Origin of the sequence: Jeongeupia sp. USM3 (assembly GCF_001808185.1) — a bacterium.
Lineage (GTDB): Bacteria > Pseudomonadota > Gammaproteobacteria > Burkholderiales > Chitinibacteraceae > Jeongeupia.
Window position 1 is genome coordinate 2161175 of sequence record NZ_CP017668.1, and the last position, 18704, is coordinate 2179878.

Annotated in this window: 16 protein-coding genes and 1 tRNA gene; 15 read left to right on the forward strand and 2 right to left on the reverse strand. The window is 68.8% G+C overall.

Annotated elements, in window-relative coordinates; translation table 11 throughout:
* Positions 1-51 precede the first annotated feature (51 nt).
* From BJP62_RS18020 to msrA, 11 genes are all read left to right on the forward strand, one after another.
* Positions 52-2379: an extracellular solute-binding protein gene (locus BJP62_RS18020; RefSeq protein ID WP_168163824.1), complete on the forward strand. Its 2328-nt coding sequence runs from the start codon at positions 52-54 to the stop codon at positions 2377-2379.
* 697 nt (positions 2380-3076) lie between these two features.
* Positions 3077-3919: a methylated-DNA--[protein]-cysteine S-methyltransferase gene (locus tag BJP62_RS10240; protein ID WP_070529542.1), complete on the forward strand. Its 843-nt coding sequence runs from the start codon at positions 3077-3079 to the stop codon at positions 3917-3919.
* A 195-nt stretch (positions 3920-4114) separates the two neighbouring features.
* The gene (locus BJP62_RS10245; protein WP_070529543.1) at positions 4115-4825 is read left to right on the forward strand and encodes an ABC transporter ATP-binding protein; all 711 of its coding nucleotides are present in this window, start codon (positions 4115-4117) and stop codon (positions 4823-4825) included.
* A complete protein-coding gene (locus tag BJP62_RS10250) occupies positions 4822-5211 on the forward strand; it encodes a DUF2306 domain-containing protein (RefSeq protein ID WP_070529544.1) in 390 nt (129 codons plus the stop codon). The genes BJP62_RS10245 and BJP62_RS10250 overlap by 4 nt, the downstream gene beginning before the upstream one ends.
* A gap of 18 nt (positions 5212-5229) precedes the next feature.
* Positions 5230-6624, forward strand: coding sequence for an ABC transporter permease (locus BJP62_RS10255; RefSeq protein ID WP_070529545.1), 1395 nt, complete (start codon positions 5230-5232; stop codon positions 6622-6624).
* A 415-nt stretch (positions 6625-7039) separates the two neighbouring features.
* Complete coding sequence (locus tag BJP62_RS10260) at positions 7040-7711, forward strand: outer membrane lipoprotein-sorting protein (protein WP_236943594.1); 672 nt, start codon at positions 7040-7042, stop codon at positions 7709-7711.
* On the forward strand, positions 7708-8946 hold the full coding sequence (locus BJP62_RS10265) for a hypothetical protein (RefSeq protein WP_070529547.1): 1239 nt from the start codon (positions 7708-7710) through the stop codon (positions 8944-8946). Before BJP62_RS10260 ends, BJP62_RS10265 begins: the two co-directional genes overlap by 4 nt.
* Positions 8947-8950: 4 nt before the next feature.
* Complete coding sequence (locus tag BJP62_RS10270; RefSeq protein WP_070529548.1) at positions 8951-10000, forward strand: sensor histidine kinase; 1050 nt, start codon at positions 8951-8953, stop codon at positions 9998-10000.
* Positions 9997-10731, forward strand: a complete 735-nt coding sequence (locus BJP62_RS10275) for a LytTR family DNA-binding domain-containing protein (RefSeq protein WP_070529549.1) — start codon at positions 9997-9999, stop codon at positions 10729-10731. The genes BJP62_RS10270 and BJP62_RS10275 overlap by 4 nt, the downstream gene beginning before the upstream one ends.
* Before the next feature lie 94 nt (positions 10732-10825).
* Positions 10826-11266 carry a peptide-methionine (R)-S-oxide reductase MsrB gene (gene msrB, locus BJP62_RS10280; protein WP_070529550.1) on the forward strand — a complete coding sequence of 147 codons (441 nt, stop codon included), beginning with the start codon at positions 10826-10828 and terminating at the stop codon, positions 11264-11266.
* A 1-nt stretch (position 11267) separates the two neighbouring features.
* On the forward strand, positions 11268-11765 hold the full coding sequence (gene msrA / locus BJP62_RS10285) for a peptide-methionine (S)-S-oxide reductase MsrA (RefSeq protein WP_070529551.1): 498 nt from the start codon (positions 11268-11270) through the stop codon (positions 11763-11765).
* A gap of 86 nt (positions 11766-11851) precedes the next feature.
* Here the strand turns inward: msrA and BJP62_RS10290 are convergent.
* A tRNA-Met gene (locus tag BJP62_RS10290) sits at positions 11852-11927 on the reverse strand.
* A 78-nt stretch (positions 11928-12005) separates the two neighbouring features.
* On the reverse strand, positions 12006-13472 hold the full coding sequence (locus BJP62_RS10295; RefSeq protein ID WP_070529552.1) for an aldehyde dehydrogenase family protein: 1467 nt from the start codon (positions 13470-13472) through the stop codon (positions 12006-12008).
* 331 nt (positions 13473-13803) lie between these two features.
* On the opposite strand from BJP62_RS10295, the gene BJP62_RS10300 reads away from it, so the two are divergent.
* Genes BJP62_RS10300 through BJP62_RS10315 form a run of 4 tightly spaced genes read left to right on the forward strand, consistent with a single transcriptional unit; the run spans position 13804 to position 18704 of the window.
* Positions 13804-14556 carry a gamma-glutamyl-gamma-aminobutyrate hydrolase family protein gene (locus BJP62_RS10300; protein WP_070529553.1) on the forward strand — a complete coding sequence of 251 codons (753 nt, stop codon included), beginning with the start codon at positions 13804-13806 and terminating at the stop codon, positions 14554-14556.
* Positions 14553-15881 (forward strand): glutamine synthetase family protein, encoded by a 1329-nt coding sequence (locus BJP62_RS10305; protein ID WP_070529554.1) that lies wholly within the window; start codon positions 14553-14555, stop codon positions 15879-15881. The genes BJP62_RS10300 and BJP62_RS10305 overlap by 4 nt, the downstream gene beginning before the upstream one ends.
* A gap of 47 nt (positions 15882-15928) precedes the next feature.
* Positions 15929-17212, forward strand: a complete 1284-nt coding sequence (gene gabT, locus BJP62_RS10310; protein WP_070529555.1) for a 4-aminobutyrate--2-oxoglutarate transaminase — start codon at positions 15929-15931, stop codon at positions 17210-17212.
* 31 nt (positions 17213-17243) lie between these two features.
* Positions 17244-18704: an NAD-dependent succinate-semialdehyde dehydrogenase gene (locus tag BJP62_RS10315; protein WP_070529556.1), complete on the forward strand. Its 1461-nt coding sequence runs from the start codon at positions 17244-17246 to the stop codon at positions 18702-18704.

Consider the following 18704-nt stretch of genomic DNA (forward strand, 5'->3'; position numbering starts at 1 on the left):
GCAGAATTTGATATTCGCCGAACGACAGGCGGATGGATGGGAGGAAACACCATGTCGATGTGCCAACGCATTGCCGGCGTCGCCAGCGCCATCGGAATCGCCGGTTTCGGCATTCTGCTCGGCTACCAGCGCATCGCCGGCGGCAGCCAGCCCGACGGCATCGCCTGGACGATCGCCGTCGTCGCACTTGCCGCACTCGGCGGCGTCACCTTCTGGCTGGCGCGGCGCATGCTGAACCCGATCGCCGGCCTGCGCGATGCGCTCGACGCGCTGAACCGCGACGGCGACCTGTCGGTCCGGGCACCCGAAAGCTCTGGCGATACCGGCGAGATCGCCGCGGCCTTCAACCAGTTCGTCACCCGCCAGCAGCATGCGCTGCGCGAGGCGCAACGTGAAATGGAAGCGCTGGCGATCAGCCTGCACGAGCTGACCGCGCTGACCGGCCAGATGGCCAAGGACACCCGGACCCAGTCCGACTTCGCCGCGTCGTCGGCGGCGACGGTCGAGCAGATCACCGTCAGCATCAACCACATCGCCGAGCACGCCAACGACGTCGACACCACCGTTGCCGACACCAGCCGCCAGTCGGCCGACAGCGCCCACGCGGTCGAGCGCGTCACCGAGGAAGTCGGCCACGTCGCAGATGCGATGGCCTCGCTCGGCACGACGATGAACGGGCTGTCGAAAAGCTCGCAGGAAATCGGCAGCATCATCGGCGTGATCCGCGACATCGCCGACCAGACCAACCTCTTGGCGCTGAACGCGGCGATCGAGGCGGCACGCGCCGGCGAACAGGGCCGCGGTTTTGCCGTCGTCGCCGACGAAGTGCGCAAGCTCGCCGAGCGCACCGGCCAGGCGACGATCGAGATCGCCAAGCGCATCGAAACCGTCGGCAAGGAAACCCAGAGCGCGGTCAGCAATATGGCGTACACCTCGCAGCGCGTCGGCCAGAGCGTCGAGCGCGCCGGCGAAGCCCGTACCCACATGCTGCAGATCGCCGAACGGATGAACCACGTCGTCGACGTGGTGCGCGAGATCGCCGACGCAACGCGCGAGCAGTCGTCGGCAACGACGACGATGGCGCAGTCGGCCGAGCAGATCAACAGCATGGCGCAGGCGACCGACTCGGCGCTGCACAACGCCAGCCAGTCGCTGACCGCGCTCGACGAACGCGCCGCCAGGGTGCTCGAGATCGTCGGCCGCTTCAAGCTCGCCGACATCGAGGTCCAGCACGGCTGGATGGCATCGAGCGAAGCGCGCGCGGTGTCCGAGATCAAGGCGCTGCTCAACGCGCAAGGCCACCACTGGAAGGACGCCAGCGGCGGCGCCAACCCGACCGAGACGCTCAAGCGCCGCATCCAGCAGGGCGACGCACCGACCGCCGCGGCGATCGGCGGCGTGAAGATCATGAACTGGGCGCGCGACGGCGTCTGCGCCGACCTGAGCGACGTCGCCCGCGACGAGCGCTGGTCGAGTTCCTTGCCGGCGGTATTCGACGCGATGATCCAGCACGACGGCCGCTATGTGGCGGTGCCGCTCGGCGTCGCCCGCACCAATATGCTGTGGGTCAACGCCAGCATCGTCAAACGCCTTGGCCTCTCCGCGCCGCGCACGTGGAACGACTTCTTCGTGATGGCCGACAAGCTCAAGGCCGCCGGCATCCCGGCACTGGCGCACTCGGAACAGAGCTGGCAGGTCGGCACCGTGTTCGAAGCCGTTGCGCTCGGCACCGGCGGCACGCCGTTCTACCTGTCGGCGTTCAGCAAGCTCGACCCCAGCGCGCTGACCGGCTCGCAGATGATCACCGCGCTGGAAACGCTCAAGCGCCTCAAGCCCTACATCACGCCCGACTCGGTCGGCCGCGACTGGAACCTCGCCACCGCCGACGTGATGAACGGCCGCGCCGCGATGCAGCTGATGGGCGACTGGGCCAAGAGCGAGTTCACCCAGGGCGGCAAGGTCCAGGGCAGCGACTACCTGTGCTGGCCGGCGCCGACGGGCAGCGGCGACTGGTGCTTCGCCGCCGACACGCTGACGATGTTCAAGCAGACCGACCCGCACCGCGCGGCCGCGCAGCGCGACTTCGTCTCGCTCTTGATGAGCCGCGAAGGCCAGGAAGCGTTCAACTTCCACAAGGGCAACATCCCGGCACGCACCGACGTCGACCTCGGCCGCTTCGACGACTACTCGCGCCAGTCGGCACGCGACTTCGCCAGCGCCGCGCAATCGGGCGTGCTGGTGCCGTCGTGGGCGCACAATATGGCGATGCAGGACGACGTCCGCCTTGGCTTCTTCGACGTGATCGAGGCGTACTGGAAGGACGACCGGATGAGCGCCGCCGACGCCGCCCGCCGGCTGGCCGACGCCGCGCGCCGCTGAACAACAGCAATAAAAACCCGCTCTATATTCAAACCCGTCTTCGGACGGGTTTTTCTTTGGGCGTTGCTTGCGCTGTCGGGCGCAGCGGCAGTGAGAGTGTTAGCGCCTTCGGCGCGGGTAAAGGCATTGATTGCCGGTTCCGCCCGGCGGACGTGATACTTTCTTTTGCTTCGCCAAAAGAAAGTATCCAAAGAAAAGGCGACCCCACATTCGCGCCCCTTCGGGGTCCCCTGTGCTGCTCAGTCGTCACGGCGGGAATCGCAAACTCGCTGCGCTCAAACAGCGATCCCCGACTGCCCCGTGCCGACTTGCGCTGCTCGGCGCTTCTGAGGGGATCGGGGCGGTATGCAACCGGCACTGAGAAATGCGCTGCCTTTTATCCCGTTCGCCAGCGCCGAGGAGTGGAGCGAGACGAGCCGGTTTCACGGCTTGGCTCGCGACCGATCGAGGGCAGCCCGGAGGGCCGCAGGCGCGGGGCGCCTTTGGGGTGAAGGGGGCTTTGGCGAGACAAAGCTCCCTTCCCGTCTGCGCGGCGGAACGCGCATCAAAACGCCTTTACCCGCGCCGCAGGCGCTAAACGCCAAGCCGGCTCTCAGCTATCTCCCTCTCCTGCCCCGCCAACACCGCAAGAACCGGGAAGCCTGCCGCGACTCGCCGCGCAATGCTATAAGCGTCGTATCCGTCCCCGGAGCCCCTCATGTCCGCCAAGGCAGCCGCCTCCATCGCTTCCCTGATCGCTGCCGCCTGCCGGCAGATCGACGCCGCCGAGACGCCGCCGCCGCTGGCCGAGCTCGCCGCGGCGGCCGGGCTGAGTCCGTGGCATTTCCACCGCCAGTTCAAGGCGCTGACCGGTGTCACGCCCAAGGCCTATGCCAGCGCGCAACGGACCCGCCGGGTGCAGGACGCGCTGGCGGCCGGGCATTCGGTCACCGACGCGGTATTCGACGCCGGTTTCAACGCCACCAGCCGTTTCTACGCCGGTGCCGATGCCACGCTCGGCATGGCGCCGCTGCGCTTCCGGGCCGGCGGCGTCGGCGAGACGATCCGCTTCGGCATCGGCCAGTGCTCGCTCGGCGCGCTGCTGGTCGCCGCAACCCAATCCGGCATCTGCCGGATCGAACTCGGCGACGCCGCCGATGCGTTGCTGCAGCGGCTGCAGGACGTGTTCCCCAGGGCCGAGCTGGTCGGTGGCGACGCCGAATTCGAGGACTGGATGGCGCGGGTCGTCGGGCTGATCGACGCGCCCGGAATCGGCGCCAGCCTGCCGCTCGACATCCGCGGCAGCGCATTCCAGCAACGCGTATGGCAGGCGCTGCGGGCGATTCCGCCCGGCGATACGGCGACCTATGCCGACATCGCCGAACGCATCGGCAGCCCCGCGGCGGTACGCGCGGTCGCCAATGCCTGTGGTGCGAACCCGCTCGCCGTGGCGATCCCGTGCCACCGCGTCGTGCGCACCGACGGCAGCCTCGGCGGCTACCGCTGGGGGCTGGCGCGCAAGCAGGCGTTGCTCGACCGCGAGGCGCTGCAGGCCGGCTGAGCGATCGGGCCTGCACGACCCTGTGCAACTCGTCGCCGCCAACGGCGTTTCATCGTCGCCCACAACGCGTCGTCACATGCCGGCGTACTGTTGCGCCGCAGCGTTTAGATTGAGGGCGGTGAACACGACTCGGCTCAAGGATGCACGCAGGCCGTGCATCGTGTTCGCCGCCCCTCTTCCGTTGCGAGCACTGCCATGCAGCCAGACTTTCCCGTCGTCCTGCACCAGGTCGACAAACAGTACCGCCTCGGCCAGGTCGACGTGCCGGCGCTGACCGGCGTCGACCTCGAGATCCGCGCCAACCGTTTCACCGTATTGTCCGGCCCCTCGGGCAGCGGCAAGACCACGCTGCTGAACCTGATCGGCGGCATCGACCGCCCCGACAGCGGCCGGGTCGTCGTCGACGGACAGGATCTGGCGCAACTCGACGACGATGCGCTGTCCGATTTCCGCGCCCGCCGGCTCGGCTTCGTGTTCCAGAACTTCAACCTGCTGCCGGTGCTGACGGCGTTCGAGAACGTCGAGTACCCGCTGCTGCTGACCGGCGTTGCCAGCGACACACGCCGCCGCCGGGTCGATGAGCTGCTCGCCGCGGTCGGCCTCGCCGACAAGGCCGGCAACCGGCCCAACCAGCTCTCGGGCGGCCAGCGCCAGCGTGTCGCGATCGCCCGGGCGCTGGCGACCAGTCCGCAACTGGTGCTCGCCGACGAGCCGACCGCCAACCTCGACAGCCACACCGGCGCGGCGATCCTGACGCTGATGCGGCAGATGCAGCGCGACTACCGGGTGAGCTTCGTGTTCTCGTCGCACGACCCGCAGGTGCTGGCGCAGGCCGACGACGCCGTGCACATCCGCGACGGCGCGATCACCGTGATCGAGCGCGACCTGCAGGGGGCTGCGGCATGAGCACGATCCTGACTCCGATCGGCGGGCTCCATCTCGCCACGGCCGGCTGGGCGATGCTCGCCGGCGGCATGCAGCTGGCGCTGCCCAAGGGCGGCGACCGCCACCGCTGGCTCGGACGCAGCTGGGTACTGGCGATGCTGGTCGTTGCGCTGTCGTCGTTCGGTCTGGGCGCCGCACCCGGCCGGGTCGTCGGCTTCGGCCCCATCCACCTGCTGTCGCTGTGGGTGCTGTGGTGCTTGTGGGCCGCGATCGTCCGGGTCCGCGCCGGCCACATCGCCGCGCACCGCCGCTACGTGATCGGCGCCTATATCGGCACCGTCGTCGCCGGGCTGTTCGCGATCTTCGGACCGGACCGCTGGCTGCACCACACCCTGTTTGCCCTCTGATTGCCGACGAGATCCGAAATGAACACATTGCAACTGGCCGCACGCAATCTGGCCCGCAACCGCCGCCGCTCGATCACCACACTGTTCGCGATGATCGTCGGCGCCATCGCCATCCTGCTGTTCGGCGGCTATGCCCGCAACATCGACCTCGGCCTGCAGACCGGCTTCGTCCAGCGCAGCGGCCACCTGCAGGTACAGCACAAGGACTACTTCCTGTTCGGCACCGGCAACCCGGCGGCCTACGGCATCGCCGGCTACAGCCGGCTGATCGCGGCGATCAAGGCCGACCCACAGCTGGCGCCGCTGGTCACCGTGGTGACGCCGACGCTGAGCCTCGGCGGCATCGCCGGCAACTACGCCGCCGGCGTGTCGCGCACCGTAATCGGCAACGGCGTCGTCATCGACGACCAGAACGTGATGCGGCGCTGGAATGACTACGGCTTCGTGCTGACGCCGAAAATGCTCAAGCTCACCGGCACGCCCGAGCAGGCCGCGGTCATCGGCCTCGGCGTCGCCCGCGTGCTGCAGCTGTGCGGGCCGCTCAAGGTCGCCCACTGCCCGTCGCCGCAACCGGCGAAACAGGACGGCGCCGACGCGCCGGCCGACATCACCGCGCTCGCCGCCGATACCGCCGAGGTGCCGGACGCCGGATCGCCCCGCGCGGCCAACCAGGTCGAACTGCTCGCCGCCAACGCCCACGGCGCGCCGAACGTCGCCCGGCTCGACGTCGTCGCCGCCGAAGCGCAGGGCGTGAAGGAGCTGGACGACCTGTACGTGCAGCTGCATTTCGGCGCGGCACAACGGCTGATCTACGGTGCCGACGCGCCGAAAGCCACCGCCATCGTCGTCCAGCTCCGGCACAGCGCCGACCTGCCGGCCGCGCAGCAAAGGCTGGCCGCGCTCCTCGCCCAAGTCGCACCGGACCAGCCGCTGGCGGTGCTCGACTTCGCGACACTGAACCCGAGCTACGGCCAGATCGTCGGCATGTTCGGCGCGATCTTCGGCTTCATCGCGCTTCTGATCGGCGTGATCGTGCTGTTCACCGTCGGCAATACCATGAGCATGGCGGTGGTCGAGCGCACCACCGAGATCGGCACCTTGCGCGCCATCGGCCTGCGCCGCGGCGGGGTGCGGCGCCTGTTCGTGCTCGAAGGCATGCTGCTCGGCCTCGTCGGCAGCGGCCTCGGCGTGCTGGTCGCGCTGGCGCTGGCCTGGCTGATCAACCACGCCGGACTGACCTGGCTGCCGCCGGGCAATGTCGAACCGGTGCCGCTGACCGTCCGCGTCTGGGGCGAGCCGCGCATGATCGTGCTGACCGCGATCGGCCTGAGCCTGATCGCCGCGGTCTCGGCGTGGTGGCCGGCACGGCGTGCGGCGAAACTGGAAGTCGTCGAGGCACTGCGCCATGTGTAAACAAAGGTCAAGCCGGCATGGTTTTGCACGCCTTGAGCCACCGCTTGAGTGGGCTAGGGACCGCGGCGGGTTTCCCTTCAGAAGCGCCGAGCAGCGCAGCCAGGCGCGGGGTTGCGGGAGCCGCTGTCTGAGCCCGCAGGGCGAGTTTGCGACTCCCGCCGTGGCAGGCTGGGTTGCGAGGGTACCCCGAAGGGGTGCGGATGCAGGGTCGCCTTTTCTTTGGATACTTTCTTTTGGCGAAGCAAAAGAAAGTATCTCGTCCGCCGGGCGAAACCGGCGTCCAAAAAAAGCGCCAATGGCGCTCAGTTGTCGAGGCAATCGTGAATACATCCGCACTCATCCTGACCATTAGCCTGCTCGCCCCCCCGCCCACGCCGCCCCCGACGCGCAGGCGCTGCTCGCCGCCAGCGATGCGGTGCGCAATCCGGACAAGCCGTTCGGGCTGACGACCACGCTGGTCGAGTACCGCAACGGCAAGCAGACCGACACCAGCACGCTGGCCGTGTATTCGCGTGCCGACGCGAACGGCGGCCAGTTCCGCAGCCTGCTGCGCTTCATCGCGCCGAAGCGCGACGCCGACAAGCTGATGCTCAAGAGCGGCAACGACCTGTGGTTCTACGATCCGGCCAGCAAGGCGGCGATCCGCATCTCGCCGCAGCAGCGGCTGCTCGGTCAGGCAGCCAACGGCGACGTCGTCACCGTCAACCTCGCCGGTGACTACAGCGCCAGCGTCGCCGCCGAGGAGGATGTCAGCGACGGCGACAAGCAACCGCGCCGCGCGTACAAGCTCGAGCTCAAGGCCAGAGCGCCCGACGTCACCTACCACCGGATCGAGATGTGGATCGACACGGCGAACAAGCAGCCGATCAAGGCACGTTTCTTCGCCGAAAGCGGCGGCCTGCTCAAGACCGCCTACTACCGCCGCTACCAGTCACAGCTCGGCGCCAGCCGGCCGACCGAGACGGTGATCATCGACGGCCTCGACCCGAACTGGGTGACGGTGATGCGCTTTTCCGGCTACGCGTGGCGCGACGTGCCCGAGAGCTGGCTGCAGCGCGACTTCCTGCCGAGGTTCAAGCCGCAATGAAATGCCTCGCACCGTTGCTCGTGACCGCGAGCGCGCTGCTCGCCGGCGCCGCCGCGGCCGACGACGACGCGGCGCTGCAGCTGGCCGACCAGACCGCCGACCAGGTCGAGGCCGCGCGCGACTGGCGTTTTCTCGCCGAACTGGCCGGTGCCGACGCGCAGTACCGCGTGGGCGAGCAGCCCGCCGAGGCAAGGCTGTCGCTCGACGGCCGGATCGACCGGCGCTTTCACGACGACTGGCGCTTCGTGTTTGCCGACCGGATCGACCTGCGCAGCAGCGGCGGCCACCAGACCAGCGTCAACATGCTGAAGGAAGCGTATCTGGGCTGGCAGCCGCGCACCGAGCTGCTGCTCGACCTGGGCCGGATCAACACCCGCTACGGCGCCGGGTTCGGCTACAACCCGACCGACTTCTTCAAGGTCGGCGCGCTGCGTTCGGTCACCTCGGTCAACCCGGCCAGCCTGCGCGAGAACCGGCTCGGCAGCGTCATGCTGCGCGGCCAGACGCTGTGGGATGGCGGCTCGCTGACGGCGATGTACTCGCCCAAGCTCGCCGATACACCCAGCGATGACGCGTTCAGCCTCGACCTGGGTGCCAGCAACCCGCAGGACCGCTGGCTGCTGGCGCTCAGTCATTCCTTCGGGGACAACCTCAACCCGCAATGGCTGCTCTACCACGAAAGCGACACCACGCAGCTCGGGCTCAACTGGAGCGTACTGCTCGGCGACGCGACCATCGTCTACGCCGAATGGGCCGGCGGCCGCCAGCGCAGCGTTGCCGGCCGCGCATTCGGCATCGACGACACAGCCTTCCGCAACGCGCTCAGCACCGGCCTGACGTGGACCGCGGCGACCAGGCTGACGCTGACGCTCGAATACCAGTACGACGGCGCCGCGCTCGCCTCCGGCGGTTGGGATGCGCTGCGCGCCGGCCCGATCGGCCCTTACCTCGGCTACCGGCAACTGGCGGCGCAACGCCAGAACCTGACCACCCGCCACGCCGCGATGCTGTACGCGCAGTGGCAGGATGTGCTGATGCCGCGCGTCGACCTGAGCGGCTTCGTCCGCCAGGACCTGAGCGACGACAGCCGGCTGTCGTGGCTGGAAACACGCTGGCGCGGCGACAGCACCGACGTCGCGCTGCAATGGCAGTACGATGCCGGTGATGCCCGCAGCAACTACGGCGGTCTGCCGCAGCGGCAGATCTGGCAAGCCCTGCTGACCCATTATTTCTGAGCCCATGTCCGTCCTCCACCGCCATTGCAAACTCAACCGGCCGCTGCGCAACGAGCTGGCGCTGTTGTTCGTCGTCAACCAGGTCATCGCACTGCTGCTGACCACACTCGGTGGCCCAGGCAGCCTGTTCGACAATGTGGTGATCGCCAACGCCATCGGCGTGCTGATCTGGGCGCAGTACGCGCTGTTGAACTGGCTGGGCCTGCCCAGGCTGCTCGGCCACGTGATCGCGGTACCCGTCGGCATCTGGGGCGGCCTCATGCTGGCCGCACTGTTCGGCGTCGCCGATATCAGCGGCCGGCTGGCCGACCCGCTGGCCAACTGGCGTTTGATCGTCAGTTGCCTGCTGCTCGCCGGCACCGCGACCGTGGTGATCGTGCTGTACGTCCGTTCCGTCAGCGATCGCGCCGAGCTCGCCGCCGAACAGCGCCGCAGCGCCGACGCGCACCAGGCCGAAACCGCCGCGCAACTGGCGCTGCTGCAGGCGCAGATCGAACCGCACTTCCTGTTCAACACGCTGGCCAACGTCCGCAGCCTGATCGTCGCCGACCCGCCGCTGGCGCAGACCATGCTCGACCACCTGAACGGCTATCTGCGCGCCAGCCTCGGCCGCACCCGCCGGCCTCGTGCGCACCTGGCCGACGAGCTGCAAATCGTCGAGCCACTGCTGGCGATCGCGGCGATTCGCTTGCAGGCACGGTTGCGTTACCGCGTCGACGTGCCCGCCGCCTTGCGCGATGCGCTGCTGCCGCCGCTGCTGCTGCAACCGCTGGTCGAGAACGCGCTCGAACACGGCATCGAGGCCGCGATCACCGGCGGCGAGATCGTCGTCCGCGCCGAGGCGACCGCCGACGGACTGCTGCGGCTCAGCGTGACCGACACCGGTCTGGGTTTCACCTTGGAGGCCAACGGCGACGGTGTCGGCCTTGCCAACGTGCGCCAGCGCCTCGCCAGCCTCTACGGCGAACAAGGTCGGCTGGCGCTGTACCCGAACCCGCCGCGCGGCGCGATCGCCGAACTGACCCTGCCGCTGCAAAGGGAGCCGCAAGCATGACGACCGCGCTGATCGCCGACGACGAACCGCTGCTCGCCGCCAGCCTGGCCGAACGGCTCAAGGCGCTGTGGCCCGGGCTCGATATCGTCGCCGTCGCCGCCAACGGCGTCGAAGCCGTCGCCGCGCTCAATGCCCGCCGGCCGGACCTGGCGTTTCTCGACATCCGCATGCCCGGGCTCACCGGCCTGCAGGTGGCGCAGGCAGCACGCGACACCCGCGTCGTCTTCGTCACCGCCTACGACGAATACGCAATGCATGCGTTCGAGCATGCGGCGATCGACTATCTGCTCAAGCCGGTCAGTGATATGCGGCTGGCGCAATGCGTGAGCCGGCTGCAGCGCCAGACCGCGCCGCCGCCCGACCTCGCCGCAGCGCTGGCGACCTTGATGCCCCGTGCCGCCTCGCCGGTGCTGGCCTGGCTGACCGTCGGCCACGGCGACACCACCCGGCTGGTCACGCTCGACGAGGTGCTGTACTTCGAGGCCAGCCAGAAGTACACCGACGTCGTCACCGGCAGCGAGCGGCACCTGATCCGCACCCCGCTCAAGGACCTGCTGCTCCAGCTCAACCCGGCGCGCTTCGCCCAGATCCACCGCAGCATCATCGTCAACCTTGGCGCCGTCGCCCACATCCAGCGCGACCTCTTGGGGCGGCAGCAGGTGCACCTGAAACAGCACGACGCGGTGCTGCCGCTGTCGCGCAGCTACGCGCACCAGTTCAAGCTGATGTGAGCCGTCATATTTTGCAGTCTGTGCCGACTATGCCGGGTGCGGGCATTGTCGAACCCGCCACGGCCCCCACATACTCGTCATCAACGCAAGGAGGATGGCCATGTACCGCAAGACCCCGGAAGCTCTGGCGCAACTGACGCCCGAGCAGTTCCGCGTCACCCAGCAGAACGGCACCGAGCGGCCCGGCACCGGCGAATACCTGCACAACCATGCGGCAGGGATCTATGTCGACGTGGTTTCCGGCGAGCCGCTGTTCGCCTCGAGCGACAAGTTCGAATCGGGCTGCGGCTGGCCGAGCTTCAGCCGGCCGATCGCCAATGTCACCGAGCTGCGCGACACCACGCACGGGATGATCCGCACCGAGGTCCGCTCGGCCCACGGCGACAGCCATCTGGGCCATGTATTCGACGACGGCCCGCGCGAGTCGGGCGGGCTGCGCTACTGCATCAACTCGGCGTCGCTGCGCTTCGTGCCGCGCGACGCGATGGCCGCACAGGGCTACGGCGACTATCTCGACCAGGTGGAGGAAGACTGAAATGAGCGAACGCGCGATTCTTGCCGGCGGCTGCTTCTGGGGCATGCAGGACCTGATCCGCAAGCTGCCCGGCGTGCTGTCGACCCGGGTCGGCTACAGCGGCGGCGACGTTGCCCACGCCACCTACCGCCACCACGGCAGCCACGCCGAAGCGATCGAAATCGTCTTCGACCCGGCGCAGATCACCTACCGCCGGCTGCTCGAGTACTTCTTCCAGATCCACGACCCGAGCACGCCCGACCGCCAGGGCAACGATCGCGGCAGCTCGTACCGGTCGGCGATCTTTTTCGGGAGCGACGCCCAGCGACGCGAGGCGCTGGCGACAATCGCCGACGTCGACGCATCGGGGCTGTGGCCCGGCCAGGTCGTCACCGAAGTCGCCCCCGCCGGCGACTTCTGGGAAGCCGAACCCGAGCACCAGGACTACCTCGAGCGCTTCCCGAACGGCTACACCTGCCACTTCCCGCGCCCGGACTGGGTGCTGCCGCGCCGCGACTGACCACCCGGCATGCCGCCGGCCTTGCGCCGGCGAGCGCCGAAAAGCAAAAAGCCCAAGCAGAAGCTTGGGCTTTTTGTCGAGTATTCTGGTTGCGGGAACAGGACTCGAACCTGTGACCTTCGGGTTATGAGCCCGACGAGCTGCCAACTGCTCCATCCCGCGACAGAGAAGCCAGTATATTTCAGCGCCGAGTCACTGTCAACGACTTCAGCAAAAAATGTTCCAGCCCATGCCCACGGCTCAGTCATGCAGCTTGATCAGCGTCGACTTGAGCTCGGTGTATTTCTCCAGCGCGTGCAAGGACTTGTCGCGGCCGTTGCCCGACTGCCGGTAGCCGCCGAAAGGCAGGTTCTGGTCGCCCCCCTCCTCATAGCAGTTGACCCAGACCGTGCCGGCGCGCAGCCGCCTTGCCGCCAAGTGGGCGGTGCTCAGGTCGCGCGTCCACACCGCGGCCGCCAGCCCGTAGTCGCTGTCGTTGGCGATCGCGATCGCTTCGTCGAGCGTGTCGAAGACGATGACCGAGCACACCGGGCCGAAGACCTCGTCACGCGCGATCCGGTGCGCCGGCTCGCAGGCGAAGATCGTCGGTTCGATGAAATAGCCGGTCTCCGCCAGCACGGCGTTGCCGCCGGCAAGCAGCGTTGATTCGGCGCGGGCGGCGTCGATGAAGCCGAGCACGCGCCGGTACTGGCTCTCGTCGACGATGGCGCCCATCTGCGTCGCCGGTTCGAGCGGGTCGCCCGGCCGGTAAGCGCGGCTGGCCACGATCAGCGCGTCGACGAAGGCCGGGTAGATTTCGCGCTGGACCAGCACGCGCGAGCCGGCCGAGCACATTTCGCCCTGGTTGAAGAACACGCCGTCGGCCGCGGCGCGCGCCGCGGCGTGCAGGTCCGGGCAATCGGCGAGGACGATGTTCGGCGACTTGCCGCCGAGTTCGAGCCAGACACGCTTGAGGTTCGACTGTGCCGCGCACTGCATGATCTGCCGGCCGGTCGCGGTCGAGCCGGTGAAGCTGATGCAGTCGACGTCCCCGTGCAGCGCCAGCAGCCGGCCGGCGTCGCCGCCGCCGGGAACGACGTTGAACACCCCGTCGGGCACGCCGGCAGCTTGCGCCAGCGCGGCGATGCGGATCGCGGTCAGCGGCGATTTCTCCGACGGCTTGAGCACGACCGCGTTGCCGGCCGCCAGCGCCGGGGCGAACTTCCAGCTCGCCATCAGCAGGGGGAAGTTCCACGGCACCACAGCCGCAACAACGCCGACCGGCTCGCGCGTGACCAGCCCGAGCAGCTTGGGGTCGACCGGCGCGACCTCGCCGCCGACCTTGTCGATCGCCTCGGCGCACCACTGCAGCGCATACGCCGCCGCCGCGAGATCGACGCCGAGCGCATGGCGGACCGGCTTGCCGGTGTCGAGGCTCTCGAGCAGCGCCAGCTCGTCGGCATGTTCGCGCAGCAGTGCGGCAAAGCGCAGCAGCACGTTCTTGCGCGCGGCGGGCGATCGCGCGGCCCAGCCGTCGAAAGCACGCCGCGCCGCGGCGACCGCGGCGTCGATCTCGGCCTCACCGCAGTCGGCAATGCGCGCAAGCCGTTGCCGGGTCGCCGGGTTGATCGTGTCGAAGCTGCGCGCGGCGTCGACGTAGCGGCCGTCGATGAACGCGCGGCCTTCGATCGTCAGCGCCGCGGCGCGGGCCCGCCAGTCGGTGTCCATGAACGTCTCCCGGGGTTGAATAACGGTCGGCACCGACGGCTTCGGCGGTCTTGCCGGCGGGATTGCGGACGCACCGGCCGGCGGGGGAGTCGCACGACACGGCGCCGGTACTGCCGGCCACATCGCGGCCAAGCCGTCGCCCGACTCCGATGCAAGCCGGGCGGGAACCGCCATCCGCACGGCCTCGCGCACCTGTCGTGGCCAGATGGGCCGAAGCGGCGCTTGTCCAATATCTTTATACGTTTCCTAGACTGGGATTGCGGGGTGCTTCGCACCGCGCCCTTTCGATCCCATCGAGGCGAGCCGGATGCCGCGTCCGGCCCGATACATCATGGCCTTACCCGTGATTGGCATTCCCTGCTGCCGCTGGTGGCTGAACGGCACGCAGTTCTTTCATCTGGTCGCCGAAAAATACGTCGAAGCCGCCTGCGGCACCGGCGGGCTGCCACTCCTGATTCCGGCATTCGGCGACGCCGTTGCGCCCGACGAGGTGCTGGCGCGGATCGACGGACTGCTGCTCAGCGGCAGCCCGTCGAACATCGAACCGCAACACTACGGCGGCACGCCGGTCGCCGGCGATTTCAACGACGCGCGGCGCGACGCGACGACGCTGCCGCTGATCCGCGCCGCCGTCGATGCCGGCGTGCCGCTCCTGGGCATCTGCCGCGGCTTCCAGGAGGTCAACGTCGCCTTCGGCGGCAGCCTGCACACGGCGGTGCACGCGGTGCCGGAGATGCTCGACCACCGCGAACCCAAGGGCAGCCGCGACGAGATGTACGCGCCGGCGCACGAGGTCACGCTGGTCGAAGGCGGCCGCCTGCACGCGCTGCTCGGCGAGCGCACGCTGCGGGTCAACTCGCTGCACCAGCAGGGGATCGCGACGCTCGGCGCCCGGCTGGTCGCCGAGGCGCATGCGCCCGACGGGCTGGTCGAGGCCTTCCGCGTCGACGGCGCCGGCTTTGCGCTGGCGGTGCAGTGGCATCCCGAATGGCGCTTTCGCGACAACCCGCTGTCGAGCGCGCTGTTCGGCGCATTCGGCGCGGCCTGCGCCGAACGGGCGGCAGCACACGGGAGGCAGGCATGAGTGCACTGAGCGACTGGCTGCGCGAAAACCGGATCACCGAGGTCGAGTGCATCACGCCGGACTTCACCGGCATTGCCCGCGGCAAGATCGTGCCGCGCGAGAAGTTCAGCGAGGACGAAGGCATGCGGCTGCCGCAGGTGGTGCTGGTGCAGACGGTGACCGGCGAGTACGCCGAGGACATCGTGCCGGATACCGACCCGGACATGGTGCTGCTGCCCGACCCGGACAGCATCCGGCTGGTGCCGTGGGCCAAGGATCCGGTCGCCCAGGTGATCCACGACTGCTACTACCACGACGGAAGGCCGGTCGAGATGTCGCCGCGCCACGTGCTGCGCCGGGTGCTGCAGCTCTACGAGGCACGCGGCTGGCAGCCGGTGGTCGCGCCGGAAATGGAGTTCTACATCGTCGACGTCAACCGCGACCCGGACCTGCCGCTGCAGCCCCCGGTCGGTCGCACCGGCCGGCCCGAAACCGGCCGCAAGGCGTACTCGATCGACGCGGTCAACGAGTACGACGACCTGTTCGAGGACGTCTACGACTACTGCGACGCGCAGCACCTGCAGATCGACACGCTGATCCACGAGGTCGGTGCCTGCCAGATGGAAATCAACTTCCTGCACGGCGAGGCGCTCGACCTCGCCGACCAGGTCTTCCTGTTCAAGCGCACCGTGCGCGAGGCGGCGATCCGCCACAATATGTACGCGACCTTCATGGCCAAGCCGATGGAGAGCGAGCCCGGCTCGGCGATGCACGTGCACATGAGCGTGATCGACCGTGCGACTGGCGCCAACGTGTTCTCGAACGACGACGGCACGCCGAGCGAGCTGTTCCACCAGTGCATCGGCGGAATGCAGAAATACTTCCCCAAGCTGATCGCGCTGTTCGCGCCGTATGTGAACAGCTATCGCCGGCTGGTGCGGCACACCGCCGCGCCGATCAATGTCCAGTGGGGCTTCGACAACCGCACCTGCGGCATCCGCGTGCCGCACTCGTCGCCGGACGCGCGGCGGATCGAGAACCGGCTGCCCGGCGTCGACTGCAACCCCTACCTCGTGCTTGCCGGGACGCTGGCGGCGGCCTACCTCGGCATCGCCGAACGGCTCGCGCCGACGCCACCGCTGGCCGGCAACGCCTACGGCCTGCCGTTCGCGTTTCCGCACGGCCTCGACGAGGCCATCGACGCGCTCGGCGCCGACCCGGCGATCGCCGCCGTGCTCGGCGAGTCGTTCATCAAGGCCTACTGCGCGGTCAAGCAGGCCGAGTACCTCGAATACGCGCGCGTCATCAGTCCGTGGGAGCGTCGCCACCTGCTGCTGTTCGTCTAGGCGGACGACTCGACACATCAGCGTTGCCTCGGGCAACAGGAGGAAGCATGTCCGAATCGAATGCAGGCTGGAACGAACGCCGGCTGGCCGCCACGCCGCGCGGCGTCGGCCTGAACACCACGGTCTTCGTCGCGCACGCGCGCAACGCCGAGGTCTGGGATGTCGAGGGGCGCCGTTACATCGACTTCGCCGGCGGCATCGGCGTGCTCAATACCGGCCACCTGCATCCGAAGGTGCAGGCGGCGGTCGCCGCGCAGCTCGAACGCTGTTCGCACAGTTGCTACCAGGTGATGCCGTACCCGGGCTACGTCGAACTGGCCGAAAAGCTCAATGCCCGGGCGCCGATCACCGCGCCGGTCAAAAGCTTTTTCGTCACCACCGGCGCCGAGGCGGTCGAGAACGCCGTCAAGCTCGCCCGTGCCCATACCGGCCGCCCCGGCGTAATCGCGTTCGCCGGCGGCTTTCATGGCCGCACGCTGCTGGCGCTGGCGCTGACCGGCAAGGTCGCGCCGTACAAGCTCGGCTTCGGCCCCTTCCCGGCCGACATCTACCACGCGCCGTTCCCGAATCCCCTGCACGGCGTATCGAGCGACGATGCGATCGCCGGCATCGACAGCCTGTTCAGGACGTCGATCGAGCCGACCCGCGTCGCGGCGATCATCGTCGAGCCGGTGCAGGGCGAAGGCGGTTTCTATCCGGCGCCGCCCGAGTTCCTGCGCGCGCTGCGGACGATCTGCGACGAGCACGGCATCGTGCTGATCGCCGACGAGATCCAGACCGGCTTCGGCCGCACCGGCAGGCTGTTCGCGATGGAACACCACGACGTCGAGGCCGACCTGATCACGGTGGCCAAGTCGCTCGCCGGCGGCTTTCCGCTCGCCGGCGTCTGCGGCCGCGCCGGGATCATGGACGCGCCGGCACCGGGCGGACTCGGCGGCACCTACGGCGGCAATCCGCTCGGCGTCGCCGCCGCGCTGGCCGTGCTCGACGTGATCGACGACGAGCGGCTGTGCGAACGCGCCATCGTGATCGGCGATGCGATCAAGGCCAGGCTGGCCACATTGCGCGCCGACGTCCCGCAGATTGCCGAGGTCCGCGGCATCGGTGCGATGGTCGCCGCCGAATTTTTCGAGAACGGCCGGCCGTCGCCCGGCTTCGTTACCGAGGCGAGGAACAGGGCGCTCGATCTCGGCCTGATCCTGCTGGGCTGCGGCAGCCATGGCAACGTGATCCGTTTCCTCTGCCCGCTGACGATCGCAGACGCCGTGCTCGGCGAAGCGCTCGATATGCTCGGAACGGCGTTGCGCGAAACCGCGGCGCACGGCCGGTAAAATCGGCGCATACACGCCACAGGACCCCACCATGCTGCAACTGACGAACCCGGCGCTGCTGCGCCAGCAGGCCCTGGTCGCCGGCGAATGGATAGCCGCCGACAGCGGCGAGACGATCGCCGTGCGCAACCCGGCAACCGGCGAGACGATCGCCACAGTGCCGAAGCTCGGTGCCGTCGAGACCCGCCGCGCGATCGCCGCCGCCAAAATCGCGATGCGCGACTGGCAGCAGCGCAGCGCCAGGGAGCGCGCGACGGTGCTGCGCCGCTGGGCCGGGCTGCTGCTCGCCCGGCAGGACGACCTCGCGGCCATCCTCACCGCCGAGCAGGGCAAGCCGCTCGCCGAGGCGCGCGGCGAGATCGCCTACGGCGCGAGCTACCTCGAATGGTTTGCCGAAGAAGCACGCCGCGTCTACGGCGACACGATTCCAGCCCACGGCGCGGACAGGCGCATCGTCGTGCTCAGGCAGCCGGTCGGCGTCACCGCGGCGATCACGCCGTGGAACTTCCCGAACGCGATGATCGCCCGCAAGGTCGCCCCGGCGCTGGCCGCCGGCTGCGCGATGATCGTGAAGCCGGCGTCGCAGACGCCGCTGTCGGCGCTGGCGCTAGCCGCACTCGGCGAAGACGCCGGCGTTCCGCCGGGGCTGTTCAGCGTCATCACCGGCGCGGCGGCCGACATCGGCTTGGAGCTGACCGGCAACCCGCAGGTCGCCAAGCTGTCGTTCACCGGTTCGACCGAAACCGGCAAACGGCTGCTCGCGCAGTGCGCCGGCACGGTGAAGAAGGTCTCGATGGAGCTCGGCGGCAACGCACCGTTCATCGTCTTCGACGACGCCGACCTCGACGCCGCGGTCGACGGCGCGATGGCGTCGAAGTACCGCAACAGCGGCCAGACCTGCGTCTGTGCCAACCGCATCTATGTGCAGGCCGGCGTCTACGACGCATTTGCGGAAAAACTCGCCGCCAAGGTTGCACAACTGAAGGTCGGTAACGGCATGGACGCCGGCGTAACGCAGGGACCGCTGATCGACGAGGCCGCAGTGCGCAAGGTCGAGGCCCATATCGCCGACGCGATCGCCCACGGCGGCGAAGTCGTGCTCGGCGGCCGTCGTCATACGCTCGGCGGCAGCTTCTTCGAGCCGACCATCGTCAGGCACGCCAGCGCGGCGATGCTGGTCGCGCGCGAGGAAACCTTTGGCCCGCTGGCGCCGCTGTTCCGCTTCGACACCGAGAACGAGCTGATCGCGCTCGCCAACGACACCGAGTTCGGCCTCGCCAGCTACTTCTACAGCCGCGACATCGGCCGGATCTGGCGCGTCGCCGAAGCACTCGAGTACGGGATGGTCGGCGTCAACACCGGGCTGATCTCGTCCGAGGTCGCGCCGTTCGGCGGCGTCAAGCAATCGGGCATGGGGCGCGAAGGGTCGAAATACGGCCTCGACGATTACCTCGAACTCAAGTACCTGTGCATCGCCGGACTCGACCGCTGA